Below are 17713 nucleotides of genomic sequence, written 5' to 3' on the forward strand. Positions count from 1 at the left end.
TATGTATCGGTAATACTGTAAAAGTATAAAGTCAATTAATTAAAGCATATAATTAAAATATAATGCATATAATTAACAACAGGTCATAATGCAAGAGATATTAATTAATATTTCAATTAATTTTAATTAGCTTTAAGAACATATTGATTTAGCTAATATTCAATATTAATAACATTTACTAATAGCTTTAATATCAATAATTGCTTTAATAGTTTTAATAGCTTTAAAAGGTTTAAAAAGTTTATTAGGGAGTGGTTACATTATATTAGCTACTGAACCAACCAAAAGGAGCTTATATGATGATTATTAAAACTCCATCAAGGCTTCATATGACACTCATTGATTTAAATGGGTCATATGGCAGAGCAGATGGTGGTATTGGTTTAACCATAGATAAACCTAACTTCACTCTTCGTTGTGAATCAGCTGATAAAGGTATAACTATTGATTTTAATGAAAATATCACTGATGAAGAGATAAAAAAGGAAGCTATTAATAAAATAGGCATTTCTGCTGAAAAAATTACTTCTCATTTTAATTTTGAGAAAGGTTTTCATTTTACTGTTGAAGAAGCTTATCCTCCACATTCAGGACTAGGTTCTGGAACTCAAATGTCATTAGCTACAGCTAAATTGATTTGTGAATATAACAATACTAATATGGATAGTATTGGTCTTGGAGCTATTCTTGGAAGAGGAGGTAGTTCTGGTATTGGAATGGGTGCTTTTGATTATGGTGGATTTATTGTAGATGGTGGTCATGATTTAAAAGACAAAGAAGGATCAGTTTTACCTTCTTCTGTTCGCCCTGCTAAACCACCTCAATTAATAGGTAGATATGATTTTCCAAAGGATTGGGAAGTTGTTGTAGGTATTTCAAAGGCAGATACAACTGTTACAGGGATGAAAGAAGATGATATTTTTGAAAAATATTGTCCTGTTCCTAAAAATGAAGTTGAACAGTTATCTCATATTATTTTTATGAACTTAATTCCATTTCTTTTAGAAGAAAACATACAGTCTGTTGGGGATTCAATTAATAGAATTCAAAAACTTGGTTTTAAAAATGTTGAAGTAACTCGCCAAGCTCAAAATGTCAGAGACTTAATGGATAATATGCGGCAATTCGGTGCTTATGGTGTAGGAATGAGTTCGTTTGGTCCAGCTGTTTATGGCTTGATTGATAAAAATAATAAAGATGTTTTTGAAGCTACTGAAGAGTATCTAGGAGAAGATGGTTTTGTTTTCAAAGCAAAAGCCCAAAACCATGGTTATGAACTTAAAAAATAGTTATTTGGTATGTATATTTTAATATTATCATGATTATCAATATATTATTTTTATTTTTATAATTTTTTTATAATTTTATAATTTTTTATTATTTATTATTTATTATTAATTATTAATTATTAATATTATTCTGTGTGGATTTAAATGGATAAAATAGAAGGAAAAGTTTGGAAATTTGGAAATAACATTGATACTGATGTTATCATACCTGGAAGGTATTTAAGAACATTTGATCCAAAAGATCTTGCTCTCCATGTAATGGCTGGTGAGAGAGATGATTTTGCAAAAAATGTTCAAGAAGGAGATATTATTGTAGCTGATGATAACTTTGGTTGTGGATCTTCTAGAGAACAAGCACCAGTAGCTATCAAAGCAGCTGGAATTTCAGTTATAATAGCTAAATCATTTGCAAGAATCTTTTATAGAAATGCTATTAATATTGGTCTTCCAGTGATTAAAGCAGATATCGAAGCTGATGAAGGAGATATTTTGTCAGTTGACTTAAAAAAGGGCATTGTTATCAATGAATCAACTAATAAAACCTTTGAAATAGAACCATTTAAAGAATTCATGTTAAACATCCTAAATGATGGAGGATTAGTAAATCATTATCTTAAAGAAAAAGAATAATTTATTTGTCAAATATTAATTTAATTACTCTATTTTTCTATTTTTAAATAGCAATTATTTTTATGTTAAAATTTTTATGTATATGTGATGATAAGAAAATATCTTAATCATATTTTTGTTCTTTATTCATAATTTTTTGTATTTATAATAAATATCCCATTGTTTTTGGAAATCATATATAAAGATTTATAACATACTATTTTCAAAAGATTAAATAACTATAAACTATCAATCTGGGGTAATTAAAATGAATAAGAAAATTATTGGTTTAATAATCATATTAATCATTGTATGTGCAGTGGCTGTTGGGGTTTATTTTTTAACTCCTCATTATAAAACATTTAGTGATGAAAATATCCAAGTAGAGATACCATCTGATGTTAATTTTGTTGTTAATGAAACTACTAGCGAAGGAGTAAAAACTTTAGCATATATTCCTAATTTGGCTAATGAAACTGAAATTTCCATATTTGACATGATTCCTACATTAATCAATCCAAGCGGTATGTTAAAAGCAGATTCTACTAGTATTAACTTAATTTCAGTAGATTCTTCTGTAAGCTATGCTCAAGAGATATATAGTTATAGTAAAAGTGGAATTAAAGAATCTTTCTCTGGTTTTGAAACTGTGGATGGTTCACAATATAATTATAATGGTACTATTTATAATACTACTAATCAAACTGCTACAATTCCAGTTTACATAATTCCTATCTTTGATGATGACACTAAAACAATTGCTTTGTTATTATCTACAGACTTAGGTACTGTTGTTCATATGGCTGAAACATTTAAAATAAAATAGAAGAGAATAAAATAAAATAAATGAATAGCTTATATGATAATTTGTGGTTTTCATTATTAAAACCCCTTTTCTTCTTTTTGTAAATACCTTATTTTAATATTTTATTCCTATTTACTCCTATTTTACAATCTATTTTACTACTTATTTTATCATTTTACCTTTTGTCACCTATTTTGTCCCATTTTTAATCCTATTTTTTCCATTATTTTATCTTAATTTATTTATATAAAATTTCTATATTTAAAAATAATAAATATGGATAATAAATTAGTTGAATTTAGATAAACATAGATAATAAATTAGATAAATATAGATAAAATAATATAATTTGAAAAATAAAATATTGTATAGCTTATAAAAATTATATAATTTATATAAAATAATTAATTAATCAAATTATAATAAATTACAAATTATTCTATTTTATTAGTATATTAATAATTATATTTAATAAATATATTAAAAAGATGTCAGATGTTAATATGTATGACTTATTACTATTTACTGGAGGAGTCTATAAATTTGATGAATTTAAAGAATTTATAGATGATGTTGGTGGATTAATAATTGAAATGGAAAGTTTCAAAGTAAATAGGGGAATGTATTTTTTAAGCGAAGAGATGAAGGTTCTTCTTATTGTACCTGAAGAAGAAAAAGAAATAATTAAATCTTTTGCTAAAGAAATTAAAGGATCTATTGAACCTGTATTGATGGAAAATAAAGAAATTGAAAAAGTAGTTTTAATATTTGAAATATATAAAAAGCTACAAATAGATGAACTCTTAAATATGGAAGAGATTAACAAACATTTATTAAACAAACCTGACTTTATTAATCTTAAAGATTGTAACTTAGAAAACATATGTAATGAAGAAGGATTCCTTGAAAAGATAAATGAACTTTTAATTCTAATGGAAGAAATGAGTATTATAAAATCTTTTGAGAAAAATGAATTAATTCATTATAAAATAAATAAACAAAACAATAAAAGTGAAAAATAGTTCTAAATTTAATTGAAATTAATATAATTAAAAATTATATATTATATACTAAAAATTGAAAATAAAAATAGTAAAAACTATAAATCTACAATTATATATAAAAAATTGAAATAGATTAAAAATAATTTTTAAATATGATATAACTAGGATATATAATTAGTATAATAACTGGGATATATAAATAGGATATATAAATAGTGATATTATAACTAATGATATATAGCTAATTATATAGCTAATAATTTCTGAGAGGATAATATGAGAATTTTCATACTTAGTTCTGGAGAATATGGTTCTAAAATAGTCAATGGAATAGCTACGCATGGTCTTGCATCTAATATTGTTGGAATACATGAATTTCCATCATCTGAAGACTTACCTGAATTTATTGATGATGTTAGTGAATATATACCAAAAAACATTCCTGAAGCAGATTTGATAATAGCTGTTGGAACCTTTGGTGATATAAATATGGTTATTCCGGATGTAGCTAGAACTTCTGGAGCTAAATCTATCATTGTTCCGATTTACCATCCACAACAAATACCTCTAGGACTTCAAAATGAGATAAAATCTGAGTTAGATGATGATATGACTATTGTCTTTCCAAAACCATTTTGTAGTCTTACTCCAATAGGAGATAAGTTTATAGATGAATTTGCAGAAGTATTTGGAAAACCAGAATTTGAAATCGAAACCTCTAATCCTTCTGATGAAATAGATTTAGATAGTAATATAAGTTCTGTAAAAGTTATTAGAGGAGCTCCTTGTGGAGCTAGTCATTTTATAGCAGAAAATTTGATAGGGGTCTCTGTTAAAGATGCAGAATTTGAAGCTAATAATAAACTCCATAATTTTCCATGTTCTGCTTCAATGGCTACTGATAACATAACTGGAGATACAGTACTTCACTTAGCTAGCTATAGAACAAAAGAAGCTATAAAAAGAGCATTAGGTTTTACTTGTAGGGTTGCTATGGTTGATGCTGATGATTGTGAAGGACTAGAAGAATGTGAAAATGCATGTTTAAATTCTTGCCCTAATGTATTAACTGGTGTAGAAACTATTTATCATGGAGAAAATGGTAAAGCAGTTATAGATCCAGCTAGCTGTGGGGTTTGTGAAATATGTGTTAATGAATGTCCTTATGGAGCAATATATATTTATGATAATAAAGTTCCTATTAAAAAAGAATAATTTTTCATATTTTTTAGAATACTATTCTATTTTATAATTCTATAAATTCTATAATTTTATAATTTTTTATAATTGATATTTATAATGTATATAATCTATATATAATATATACAATCTATATAATTTATATAATCTATATAATCTATATAATGTACATATGATCTATATAATCTACTTATAATCGATATATAATTTTATATAATCATTTAATGATTTTTATAATTTTTATAATAATCATAAGTTTATCTATATATTTTACTATAATATTTTGTGATATAATGAAAGGAAAAGTGATTTTTGTTGGTGCAGGCCCGGGTAACCCTAAACTATTAACCATTGGTGGTTATCAAGCTATTGAAAATGCAGATATTATTATATATGCAGGTTCACTTGTTAATCCAGAGGTTTTAAATCATAGAAAAGATGATTCAGAAGTATATAATAGTGCATCACTTGATTTAAATGAAATAATAGCTATTATAGAAGAAGGAATAGCTAATAACAAAAGTATAGCTAGAGTCCATACTGGAGATCCTTCAATTTATGGGGCAATTGGTGAACAGATAAGAGAGTTAAAAAAACGAAATATTGAATATGAAATAATACCTGGAGTTAGCTCTGTATTTGCAACTGCAGCTACCCTTGAAGCTGAACTTACACTTCCAGAAATTTCACAAACTGTAATTATCACTAGGCCTGAAGGTAGAACACCAAAACCAAAAGAAGAAAGTTTAGCTAGTTTAGCTACACATCAAGCTACAATGTGTATTTTCCTTGGAATTGGAATGATAGATAAAGTAGTAAAAGAACTAAAAGAAGGTCACAATGGAAAAGAAGGATATAATGATGATACTCCAATAGCTGTAGTTAGAAAAGCTTCATGGGAAGATGAATTAATTATCAGAGGAACATTATCAACTATTGCAGAAAAAGTCAAAGAAGCTAATATTACTAAAACAGCTATGATAGTAGTTGGAGATGTACTTAATCCTGGAGAGTTCCAAGCATCCAAACTATATGATCCTAATTTTAAACATGAATATAGGTAACTATATTTTATTATATTTTCATTATTATTAGCACTATCTTTGCTGTTATTTGTTTTATTATTATAATATATTTATATTTTCAATAGTATTCTTAATATTATTTTATTTACTATAATTTTTTTTTTATTATCTTGTTCCATTTATTTTTATTTTTAATACATTTATTTCATTTTTTATTTTATTAACTTTAATTATATAAAAACAATATCCTATATTAAAATAAATATTACTTTTTTGAATCAATTTTTCTATTAGTAATAAAAATATTGGTGATATGTCAAAATAACAATTATAAATCAATTTTTACTTTAGAAATGAATAAAACTTTTTAATATCTTCTAATAAACTAATTATCAATGGATTCAAGAGGCATATCAACAGTTGACTTTATATTTACAATTTTTTTAAGTTTAATCATTTTTATCATTGGCTTGAATTTAATTGGAAATAATCTAGAAGATACAATGGTCATGGAAGAAGAACTTAATGGAAGGATGATTGTAGATAGTATAGCTAATTCCATAAATGAAGTAAATTCAAATAATATTGGACATATTCAAGAAATTACTCTTCCAAAAAATGTTTCTAAAAGATCTTTTTCTATAACGATAAATCAAAACAAGGTTTTAATAGAATTTGGAAATAGAAAAGGAGATTCTGCAATAATACCAATTAGATTAGCTAATTTTAATAAAGACATTGTTAATGAAATCAAGTTATATCCTTCTGAATCCTATAAAATTCAAAAATCTTCAGACGATAATAATTTAACAATAATTCAAATTTATAAGATTTGATCTTATAAAGTTCAATCTTATAATATATTTTGATTATGTGGTAATATGATTTATAAAGATAATAAAGGACAAGGTGCTATAGAATTTTTATTTTTAATTAGCTTTGGACTTATTTTAGTTTTATCATTAGCTAATTTTTTAAGCTATGATAATGATCTGAATTTAGCTATAGCCGGAGCAAGAAATGGGATAAATCTTGGAGCTAGTGAGGATAGAATAGCTATCTATGAAGAAAGTGCATATGGCAAATATTCAAATAACAATAGTGTTTTAACTCATCCAAATGCCATTAAAATTGTAAAAATAGAGACAGTTAACCGTGGTTATGACAGTAGATATAATAGAACTAGTATACAATTAAGAGTTTTTGCCTCTTCTCCAACGATTGTGAAAAATGAAGATAAAGTTTCTGCTGGAGATAGAATAACATATAATGTAAGAAAAAGTATTACTATGACATTTAACACGTCAAAATTAACTAATAATTTGTATAATCCTTGTTTTTCTAAACATCATGTTTTTACAACTTCAAATGTTCAATGGGTTTAGATTAAACAATATTTAATTAAAACGTTATAAAAAATTTTTAAAAATAAAATATAACTAAAAATCAAATAAATAATATAAAACATCTTTATATTTAATAAATTGAGCTAGTGTTGTATTTCCAATTATGTCGGGGAGAATTATAGCTACAAGAATTCCAAGTATACCAAAAACAATTCCAATTCCCCAAATAATTCTCACAGCCTCTTTTTCACTGATTGGTTTTCTGAGGACTAAACGGATTAAAGATTTGAAACCTTGATCTGGTATTATAAGCTTTCCATCACCGTTAACTTGGGTAGGATTATGTTGTTGTCTTTCCATAATACCCGCACTATAAAATTTCATAGCTGCATCAATGATATTTGGTATAAGGACTATGAATGCAATTAATTTCATTCTTCCAATAAAAGCTATTGCAGCTATTGCAGCTCCAATAATTAAAGTTCCAGTATCTCCTGGAAAAACTCTAGAAGGATATTTATTATATAGTAAAAATGCAATAAGTGCTCCTAGCATACTCATACTAATAATCGCAACATCATACTTTCCAAGAATTATACATGAAATAGTTAATGAGGTCATAGCTATTACACCAAGACCAGATTCAATTCCATTTAAACCTGCTAACATATTTGTGAGGTTAGCTACTATTGAAAGAGCAATTGGGATTAAAATGAGATATAACAGCCCTACATTTGGAGGAGCAATCCATATTAATGGGATACCAGCTAAAAATAGTAAAATAAATTTTTCTTTTGATGATAATGTTAATAAGTCATCTACCATACCAATTATTCCTACAAGAAGAATAACAAGAAGAACTATACTTAATTGAAATGTTAAAATAGGATGTAAATATATACCAGCAAATATTCCAATAATAAAACCAAATAATATTCCAATTCCACCCATTTCAGCTACTATTGGTTTTGCAGATTTATGTATATCTTTTCCAATAATATTTGCTTTTTCGAGTTTATGGATTAATCTTGGCATAGTAAATCTAGTTACTAAAAACCCTAAAACACCACAAACTGCTGAAATTAACACAATTGAAAGATCTGGATTTGTTATTAGTAAACTAGTCAATTTTTCACCTTTATTTTTTCTATTATTTAATTAATCAATTAATTATCTATTATTTGCAACAGTATTTATTTTTTCTATTATTCAATTAGTCAATTAATTATTTATTATTTGTAATTGTATTTATTATTTGTTATTTCTTGTTGATAATATAATAAACTGTTCTTAAAGGAATTTTTTCTTGTTTAGAAATTTTTTTTGGAGATATTCCAGATTTAGCTAGATTTTTAATTTTTGTAATTGTAGCATCGCTATATTTGCTTTTTTTCCCTAATTTTATAGAAATTTTTTCATCTTTTTTAGTATTTTTAAGATAATAAATAGTTTTAACAGGAAGATTAAACTTTTCAGCTATTTTAGAAGGGTCTTCACCTTCTTTTATTAGATTAATAACTTCTTCCTTCATTTCATCTTTATATTTCTTTCTAGTTCCCCAATTATACTTTATTTCAACTTCTATTCCTAATTCTTCTAATACTTCTAGATATTTTTTTGAAATTCGTTTGTATAAACTAGGGGGGCAAGTTATCTTTTTTAAATCAGGATATTCATCCATTAATTCCACAATCATTTTTGAACTTAATTGAGAACTAATATGAATAGTATTATTTTCATCTTCATTATCGTCTATGATATAATCTGTATCATTATTATTTGAAGTCATAATTTCCTTTATTTTCTATTTTTTAATCATATCTAAGAATTTTTTAGATTTATTACTTTTTGGCTTTTTAAAAGTATTAATATTATCAATTTCATTTCTAACACTTTTTTCTGTTACATTAAAAACTCTTGCAGAGGTAGAAATTGGAATATTACAATTTGAACTGATTATAGCTGCTCCTAATGCCACATTATCAATTTGGATATTAGAACCTTTTATCTTTTTCTCTAAATTAAATTTTTTATTTAATAATAAATCCATATTATGCAATTCAACAATATGTTCATTTTCATTATTTTTTAGAATCTTTACAACATCTCGGTTCATATTCTCAAAAATTCTTCGTTGTTGTCTATCTATATCAATTCTAAGATATGGAAATGGACCGCCATATCTTTTTCTTCTATCATATGAAGTTGTTAGATAATATTTAAATATATCCCATAAAATAAGTGTTGAACCTACTTCTGAAAATATATCTTTTTCAACAGACTCTCTTTTTTTTATATCTTGAAGTAGCTGAGGGTCTAAATTTTCTCTTTTACTCATTAATCCTACAGTTTTCAGTCTGTTTTCAATTTCAAAGCTTTGCCATTCTTCCAAAGAATCTTCTTCAGTTATGAATTTGGGTCTTTGTAGTTTAACATCTCTAACTATTTCATCATATTTTGCTAATTTATATATATTACTTATATTTTCTTTAAAAACAGATTCTTTGTTATTTTGAACAATATTTTCTGCATATTTAACATATCCGATAGCTAATGCAGTTCTAGCATGTTTATCATTAATTATAGTTGGTTTTGTTCTATGAAATTGTAAAAATTCTATTCTAACATTTTTTCCATATTGTTTTCTTATTTCTTCTTCATAGTTATCAACATGTTCTGAATCTATTGTAACCCTTTTACGAATCCATCTATCATTTTCTTTAAATCTTATAACAGCAGAAACAGTTTTAACTACTCCTTTTCGTTCCTGTTTTAGAAGATTCAATACCTTTTTAAAAGATTCTCTTCCCCAACTTGTCATTCCAGACATTAAAACCATATAATTTCCAGATAATGGCAAATAGGGAATTATTTCTAAACGATAAACTCCAGTCTTATTAATCTTAAAATTAAATTCATTACTTCCACAGGAACATTCTGCAGTTCCAATGGTTTCATTTAGCTCATCATTTTCACCAAATTCATCAATTTCATTGATTTTCTCGGTTAACTCAATGTTTTTGTTATTTTTTAGTAATTCGATAAAATTAGAAGGCTTGTATGATTTTGAACATTTGGAGCATTCAAATATTCCATATTCTTCTAAATGTCCAATAGCAATTTTATGAGCATCAATAGCTGATTTTACACGGTCAAGTATGTTTTTTTTAGCTGTTGCTTTCATTCTGAAATATTGGCCATGTCGATTTACTTCACTTAATTCTTCAAAAGCTACATCTCCAGATGCACTTGATCCATATCTATTTAAAGAACGATATGGGGCAGTATAACCTTTTGAATCCATATCTTCTTTTAATTCTTGTAATTTGTTTAAACTGTGTGTAAACTTACAGTAAACTGACTTAAATACATCTAACTTTGAAATATTTTCAAAACTTATTTCTTTCTCTTGTATTTTATTTAAGTATCTTTCAGTTTTACTTATAAGTGTCGATTCATCCATTAAATCACCGTGAGGACTTTAATCAAACATAATAATCGAAATCAACGCCAATTTCATCGATTATTTATGTGGATTTATTGGTAATGTTTTTATTATTGGTAAGTATTTGTAATACTAATTAATATTAAGTAATATGGATTAATATTATCTAATAATAAATAATATTAATCAATATAAATTATATTGAGTAATAATAAATAATAATAAATAATAAATAATAATAGACAATATTAAAAAATATTATGCAATATTAAACAGTATTGGAGACTATTAAAAATAATATAAAATAATATATTAATGAGATTAATAATTGATTTTTATAATATTTAAATATTTATTATAAATCAATTATATATTACCTTATTCTTTCACCTACTTCTGATTCATCAGGAGTTAATAAAGCTGCACTATCGGTTGCAAGAATCATTCCTTCAGATTTTACTCCAAATAACTTAGCTGGAGGTAAATTGACTAAAACTACTACTTTTCTTTCGATTAATTCTTCAGGAGAGTATCTAGTTCCTATTCCTGCTACAACTTGAATTTCTTTTTCCTTTACATCAACTTTTAATTTTAATAATTTATTGGATCCTTCTATTTTTTCAGCTTCTAATATCTGTCCAATTCTTATGTCCATTTTTGCAAAATCATCAATAGTAATTTGGTCACTCATATTTTCAACTCCTTTATCATTTTTATTATTATTTTTACCATTATTTTCATCATTATTTGTATCTATATTTCCCTTATTATTATCATCAGTATTTTCTTCATCTTCTAAGTTTTTATAAAGGTCTTCTTTTTCTTTTTCAAGAGTTTCTTCTTCAATTTTCTTAAATAATGGTTTTGCTTTATTAATTTCATGTCCTACTTCAAGGTAAAGTTTAGAATCATTCCATTCTGTATCAGTAGGTATGTTCATTATATTAGCTATCTTTTCAGCTTTATTTGGGATATATGGTTTTAAAAGTATTGCTAAAGTTTTTGCAAGTTGATTTGAAAGATATAAACAATTAGCTGCACGTTCTTCATCTTCTTTTACAGCTTTCCAAGGTTCTTGATCATTGAAATATTTATTTCCTTTTTTAGCTATTTTTATTATTTCAACTAAACCTTCTCTGAATTTGAATTCTTCTATTAATTGTCCAACAGTATTTGGAATTTCCTCAATATCTACTTCAAAAGCTCTATCATCATCATTTGGATTTTTATATTCTGGAACTTTACTATTAAAGAATTTTTTAGTAAATGTAAATGTTCTATGCAAGAAATTTCCTAATACATCAGCTAATTCATCGTTAATTCTTCTTCCAAAATCATCCCATGAAAAATCAGTATCTTTGTTTAATGGAGCATTTATTGTGAGATAATATCTAAGTAAATCACTATCATATTTTTTAACAAAATCTGCTACCCAAATAACCCAATTTTGACTGGTAGACATTTTTCTACCTTCAAGTGAAAGATATTCTCCAGCTATTATATTAGTTGGTAATCTACACCCATATCCCTCAAGAAGTGATGTCCAAAACAAAGCATGATGGTAAATAATATCTTTTCCAATAAAGTGAAGGGCTGTATCATTCCAATAGTCTTCCCATTTTTCACCAGTTTTTCTAGACCATTGTGCTGCAGAAGAAATATATCCAAGGAAAGCTTCTCCCCAAACATATAGTATTTTACCTTCAGCTCCTTCAAGAGGGATTGGAATTCCCCAACTCATATCTCTGCTTAATATCCAATCATTTAATCCTTCTTTTAACCAATTTTTAGCATAATTTTTAACATTAGCTGGCATAGAATTATTTGAATTGATATATTCTTCAATACTTTTTTGGAAATTGCTTAATCTAAAGAAATAGTGTTTTGATTCTTTAATAATTGGTGTGTGTCCACAAGTTAAACATTTAGGATTTATAAGATCAGTTGGTTCTAAATGTCTACCACAGGATTCACAATGATCTCCTCTAGCTCTTTCACTATCGCAGTGGGGACAAATTCCTTCTACATATCTATCTGGTAAAAATTTCTCGCAATTTTCACAATAAAGCTGTTTTATTTCTTTTTCATAAATAAGATTTTTTCCATATAAATCTAAAAAGAAGTCCTGAGCTATTTTATAATGAATTTTATCAGTAGTACGTGTAAAACTATCAAGTGAGATATCGCATGATTCAAGGTCTTTTGCAATCATATCATGGTATCTTTTAGCTATTTCGATAGGTTTTTTCCCTTCTTTATCTGCTTTAACAGCTATTGGTGTACCATGTTCATCGGTTGCACAAACAAGTAAAACATCATTCCCTTTCATTCTATTGTAACGGGCATAAATGTCTGCAGGAATATAAGTTGAACGTAAATGTCCTAAATGACAAGGACCATTTGCATAAGGAAGTGCACATGAAATAAATATTTTTGACATTTCTTTCCTCCTATTAGATGAATTATTATTAGTTAATTCTTTTTTAATTAGGTTAAAATTTATATAATCGTAATTAAAGTATCTCTAAATTTTGAAAATACTTCAAATATTTAAAAAATTAAATATGTTATATTTTTTACTTTATGTTTTATATAAATATGATGATTTAATTCTAAAATTGTTTAGAATATAATTAAATTTAATTCTAAAATAGCTATTTTTAATTTTTTAAATATTATTACTTTTGAATGGTTATTTAAAAATCATTATATCATTTTTTCAATTTTAATTTATTAAAAATAATAATTTTTATTTAATAATATTTTATTTAATAATTTTCATCATTATGATTAAATAAATATAAAATTCAATATAGATATTTACAAATTAAAAATAAATTTAATATAAAGTATAAATTTGATATAAATTCAATATAAAAAAATAAATTTGAATATAAAGTTATAGAATTGATATAAAGTATAAATTTGATATAAATTTAATATTAAAAAATAAAGTAAAAAATAATCACTTTAACAATAATCTTTTAAGATTTAAAAACAAATAAAATAATATGGTTTTATTGTCATTTATAAATCCTTTATCAGAGGAAGGTCAAGAAATTGTTAAAGAGAAAGGCGATCTTAACAGTGTATTCGAGACTAATGAAGAATTAATCAATATAGTTACTCATGACAAACGTCAAAATATTGATGATGATTCTTTAATACCTGTTAACTATGGTGATTTAGCTATTAAAAGGATTCAATGGTATATTGAACGAAAAAATAATAAAGATTTTAATAATGATGATTTTAGCTATCTTTTAAATGAAGAAATAGCTGAATCCGATGTCATATCTTTTCATTTAATTTCTCAAGCTATAGCTACTAATTTTAATCTGAATTCTCGTGAAACTAGACTTTTTATAGAATCTCAAGGGAAACTTATTGAGGAACGTTTAGTTAAATTAATGCCTCAAGAAAGAAAAGAGATAGTTAATAAAATATTATCTCAGCTAATTATTCATGATAATATCAGTTGGACTTATTTAAAAGATCTTGTAGCTTCTAAAAAAATTTCTATTACAGATTTAGTTCTTGATAATGGTAATTTAATATTAGATAAAGAATCTTTTATAGATAAATTTGGTGACAAATTTAAAGATAGAGCTCCTGATAGAATGTATGATATTATTATTGGGGACAATATTAAAGAGTTGATATTAACTAATATGATAATGCAAAATACAGAGAATTATCTTGAAAAAATTAAAGAAATGTCTTCTACTATTGAAGTTCATCCTGCTATAGCTGAACTTTCAGATATGATAGCTACTACAATCTCAGAACTTTCTTCAAAATACAGTGGTTTTTATGGAACTGGTGGTCCTGGAGGAGATATGAAAATTGGAAAATTGTTAAGGGAAGCTTTTCCACCATGTATAGCTAATACAGTAGAAGGTGTTACTTCTGGTGGAAGAAATGATGCAATTGTACTTCTTCTAACCTCTTTTGTCTCTTATGCAAGACTTTACCCAGGAATTTTTAGAAATGAGGGAGTAGATGTAAAAGTATCTGATATTGACCCTAATTTAACTATAACTTTAAATGAGATTTTACCTCTTATTTATGAAGCTGCAGATAATTGTTCTCCTCCTTTATTTGATGATCAACCTCAGGAAAAAATAAATATAACTTCAAAACTTGGTTTTGGAATGTATAATGATCCTGAACTTGAACACGAAGGTGAAACTACTTGGTATACTCCTATGAGCTGTGAAAAGATTAAAATGCATTTGCCTCAATTATGTAAACCAGATAAATTATGTGCAAAAATTGGAAATCCTTTATCATATTATTCAAGAGCTAAATGGCAACTACAAAAAGATGGAAAAGGGGAAAATACTGAAGAAGAGATTCAATCTGAAGATAAATAGAATAATAATAACAATAATAACAATTATAATAACAATTATAATAAGAATTATAAATAAAAATAATAATTTTATAAAAAATCATAAAGATCAATAAATATTATGATAATGGTGATATTATTTTTGAAGGAGCTACTTTAGAAGAACGTCGGAGATATTATAGGGAAGAATGGAATGAGAAAGATCTTCCTGAATTTATTACAGAAGGACTCAATAAGAGAGAGTTTGGATTTGATCATTTGGGGCATGGTCCTAATGATAGGTATAAAGTTTTTAAAGGCAAAGATGCTCTTAGACGTTTTTTAAGATATAAAGCTCCATTTGCAGCTTATATTTCAGTAGCTTTTTATAATAACCCTCGAAGAAGAGGGGATTGGATTAAATCAGAGTATGTTTTTGATGTTGATGCAAAGGATTTACCAATTCGCTCTTGTAATTGTGATGGTGTTTGTGAAATATGTCTTGGTGAAGCTCTTGAAATTGTAAATAATCTTATAGATACATTAGAAAGAGATTTAGGATTAAATAATATTCATTTAGTTTATTCTGGAAGAGGATATCATATAAGAATATTAGATGAAGAAATTATGGATTCTGGTAGTGACCTTAGATCAGAAATATTGAAATATGCAGCTGGAGCAGAAGTTCCAAAGTTAGAATATTCTAATGCTCTTGAAGGTGGAACTAGATATAATTTTGAACATTTTTCCATTCCAATAGCTTATCCTAAAGTTTTTACAGATAGAATAAAGTTTAATATTCAACATTTAAATGGAACTGAAGAATTAGATGGAATAAATCAAAAATTACTTAAAGATATAATTAAAAATAGAGATCTTCTTGATGATAATCAATGGGGAATATTTAAAAGTAAAATTGGTCCTAGAAGATATAAAAACATGGTTAATAGTATGGCACGAGTTAATTTAGCTACTATTGATGCAAAAGTTTCTATAGACCTTAAAAGAATTCTCAGATTACCAAGTTCACTTCATTCAAAGGTCAGTATGAAGTGTGTTGAGGTAAAAGACCGTGAATGGTTTGACCCACTTAAAGATGCTGTTCCTAAGTTTGTAGAAGAAAGAGACTGATATATTATATATAATATATTTAGTTTTATAATCTTTTTAAAAGTTGTCCAGGATTTAAAAAATCATCTAAGAAGTTTAAAAAATCAGAATTTTCGTTTAATTTATTTTCTTTTAATAATTTTTTAATATTATCTAATTTATAGCTACTAATAATGAGGTCTTTTAGATTTTTACCAACTTTTACTATATGGATATTTTCTTTAGTTAAAATATTTTCTATAAATGCTTTTGCTGTTCTAAATTCTCTTTCTTTATTTATAACAATCATATCTTCAAGGACATAATAATCCTCTGTATGAGAATCATAATTATTTGAGTTATCACTATGAACAGCCAAAAAGTTGTCGCATGCTTTTTTATCCCAAATTTTTGGCCCTTCATGAATATAATATTTATTTTGTTTGTAAACATTCATTTCAAAGATTAAAACGGCAATGCTTTCTTCATCAGTCCAATAATCACTTTTAAATACAGAAAATTCGTTATTTTCTAATTTTTCTTCAATTGATTGTTGAGTTTTTTTAAGTTGTGGATGAAGAGAATCAACAGAAACATCAGGTATATCAAAAGTTATAGTGATTGTTTTTGTTTTTCTATCTTTAAATTGTTTTATTATATTTTTACAGTCTATATTTTTAGATAAAGGTTTGAAATATTTGATTTTTTTATCTTCATCTGAATTTAAAAAGTTTCTAGAAGCTATAATAAATTCTGCCATTTTCTCTTTTCTAAGAGCTGCACCAACATTTCTATTTTTATCAGTTGGGTCGATAGCTATTAATGGATCTTTAAATAATTTGCTAGTTCCATATTTTTTTAAGTCAATAATAGTTTTGTTTTTCCAGTTAGAAGCAGCTTTTAAAGTTTCTTCGAAAGTATTATATCTTAAAATAAGTATTTCACAAAGATATCCTGCAAATCCCCCTACTTTAAATTCAGATCCATAAGTTCCAACTTCTTTCATGAATTTTTTAAGTAAAAGAACTTCATCTTTTTGTTCCTCTTTCAAATGTTTTTGGATGTATTTTGTATGTAAAACTGTTCTATCAACTGCAGATTTTAATTTTTCTGCACAATCTATCTTGTAACATGGAACGAAATCTACATCATACCCATTAATATGACTTGTAAGATAAGGATGTGAAGCATAATGTTCTTCAGCTATTCCTTTCATCTGTTTACTACATTCATATCCTAAAAAAAGTCCTTTATCTTTTAAATAATCTACATCTGTATTTAATTGGAAGTTAATAAAAATATCAATATCTGAACTTCCAGAAAGCCAAGTTTCTTTAGCTATTGAACCTACAAGGAGTGTTTCAACATTTATATTTTCTCTTTTAGCTATATTATCAATACAAGTGATAGATTCAGTAGCTATTTTATGAACTATTTCTGATTCTTCTTTTGTTGGTTTTATTTCTTTTAATATTTCTTTATAGTTCATAAAATCACATATATTAATAATAGATTTATTTAATATTTAATTTAACATTTAATTTAATATTAATTTAATATTAATTTAA

The 17713-nt window shown here is 25.6% G+C and carries 15 protein-coding genes; 10 read left to right on the forward strand and 5 right to left on the reverse strand.

Annotated features, from left to right (window positions below; all coding sequences use genetic code 11):
* Window positions 1-296 precede the first annotated feature (296 nt).
* From KQY27_RS08000 to KQY27_RS08035, 8 genes are all read left to right on the forward strand, one after another.
* Window positions 297-1289, forward strand: coding sequence for a beta-ribofuranosylaminobenzene 5'-phosphate synthase (locus tag KQY27_RS08000; protein WP_224426057.1), 993 nt, complete (start codon window positions 297-299; stop codon window positions 1287-1289).
* A gap of 144 nt (window positions 1290-1433) precedes the next feature.
* Entirely contained in the window at window positions 1434-1919 is a 486-nt protein-coding gene (gene hacB, locus KQY27_RS08005; protein WP_224426058.1) for a homoaconitase small subunit, read from the forward strand.
* Window positions 1920-2166: 247 nt separating this feature from the next.
* A complete protein-coding gene (locus KQY27_RS08010; protein WP_224426059.1) occupies window positions 2167-2724 on the forward strand; it encodes a hypothetical protein in 558 nt (185 codons plus the stop codon).
* A gap of 467 nt (window positions 2725-3191) precedes the next feature.
* Window positions 3192-3725 (forward strand): methyl-coenzyme M reductase family protein, encoded by a 534-nt coding sequence (locus KQY27_RS08015; protein WP_224426060.1) that lies wholly within the window; start codon window positions 3192-3194, stop codon window positions 3723-3725.
* A gap of 258 nt (window positions 3726-3983) precedes the next feature.
* Window positions 3984-4922: a DUF166 family protein gene (locus KQY27_RS08020; RefSeq protein WP_224426061.1), complete on the forward strand. Its 939-nt coding sequence runs from the start codon at window positions 3984-3986 to the stop codon at window positions 4920-4922.
* Between the two features lie 278 nt (window positions 4923-5200).
* Window positions 5201-5971: a precorrin-4 C(11)-methyltransferase gene (gene cobM, locus KQY27_RS08025; protein WP_224426062.1), complete on the forward strand. Its 771-nt coding sequence runs from the start codon at window positions 5201-5203 to the stop codon at window positions 5969-5971.
* Between the two features lie 356 nt (window positions 5972-6327).
* Window positions 6328-6768, forward strand: a complete 441-nt coding sequence (locus KQY27_RS08030) for a hypothetical protein (RefSeq protein ID WP_224426063.1) — start codon at window positions 6328-6330, stop codon at window positions 6766-6768.
* Between the two features lie 45 nt (window positions 6769-6813).
* Entirely contained in the window at window positions 6814-7317 is a 504-nt protein-coding gene (locus tag KQY27_RS08035; protein ID WP_224426064.1) for a hypothetical protein, read from the forward strand.
* A 54-nt stretch (window positions 7318-7371) separates the two neighbouring features.
* Here KQY27_RS08035 and KQY27_RS08040 read toward each other — a convergent pair whose 3' ends face one another.
* From KQY27_RS08040 to metG, 4 genes are all read right to left on the reverse strand, one after another.
* Window positions 7372-8313, reverse strand: coding sequence for a glycosyltransferase 4 family protein (locus KQY27_RS08040; protein WP_224426120.1), 942 nt, complete (start codon window positions 8311-8313; stop codon window positions 7372-7374).
* A gap of 223 nt (window positions 8314-8536) precedes the next feature.
* The gene (locus KQY27_RS08045; protein ID WP_224426065.1) at window positions 8537-9067 is read right to left on the reverse strand and encodes a resolvase; all 531 of its coding nucleotides are present in this window, start codon (window positions 9065-9067) and stop codon (window positions 8537-8539) included.
* Between the two features lie 15 nt (window positions 9068-9082).
* Window positions 9083-10741 carry a DUF530 domain-containing protein gene (locus KQY27_RS08050; protein WP_224426066.1) on the reverse strand — a complete coding sequence of 553 codons (1659 nt, stop codon included), beginning with the start codon at window positions 10739-10741 and terminating at the stop codon, window positions 9083-9085.
* A gap of 355 nt (window positions 10742-11096) precedes the next feature.
* The gene (metG, locus tag KQY27_RS08055; protein ID WP_224426121.1) at window positions 11097-13211 is read right to left on the reverse strand and encodes a methionine--tRNA ligase; all 2115 of its coding nucleotides are present in this window, start codon (window positions 13209-13211) and stop codon (window positions 11097-11099) included.
* A gap of 523 nt (window positions 13212-13734) precedes the next feature.
* On the opposite strand from metG, the gene priL reads away from it, so the two are divergent.
* Entirely contained in the window at window positions 13735-15099 is a 1365-nt protein-coding gene (gene priL / locus KQY27_RS08060) for a DNA primase large subunit PriL (protein ID WP_224426067.1), read from the forward strand.
* A 116-nt stretch (window positions 15100-15215) separates the two neighbouring features.
* Complete coding sequence (gene priS / locus KQY27_RS08065) at window positions 15216-16187, forward strand: DNA primase catalytic subunit PriS (RefSeq protein WP_224426122.1); 972 nt, start codon at window positions 15216-15218, stop codon at window positions 16185-16187.
* A 25-nt stretch (window positions 16188-16212) separates the two neighbouring features.
* On the opposite strand, the gene cca is transcribed toward priS, so the two are convergent.
* The gene (gene cca / locus KQY27_RS08070; RefSeq protein ID WP_224426068.1) at window positions 16213-17634 is read right to left on the reverse strand and encodes a CCA tRNA nucleotidyltransferase; all 1422 of its coding nucleotides are present in this window, start codon (window positions 17632-17634) and stop codon (window positions 16213-16215) included.
* Window positions 17635-17713 lie beyond the last annotated feature (79 nt).

This window comes from Methanobrevibacter sp. TMH8, from assembly GCF_020148105.1.
Lineage (GTDB): Archaea > Methanobacteriota > Methanobacteria > Methanobacteriales > Methanobacteriaceae > Methanobinarius.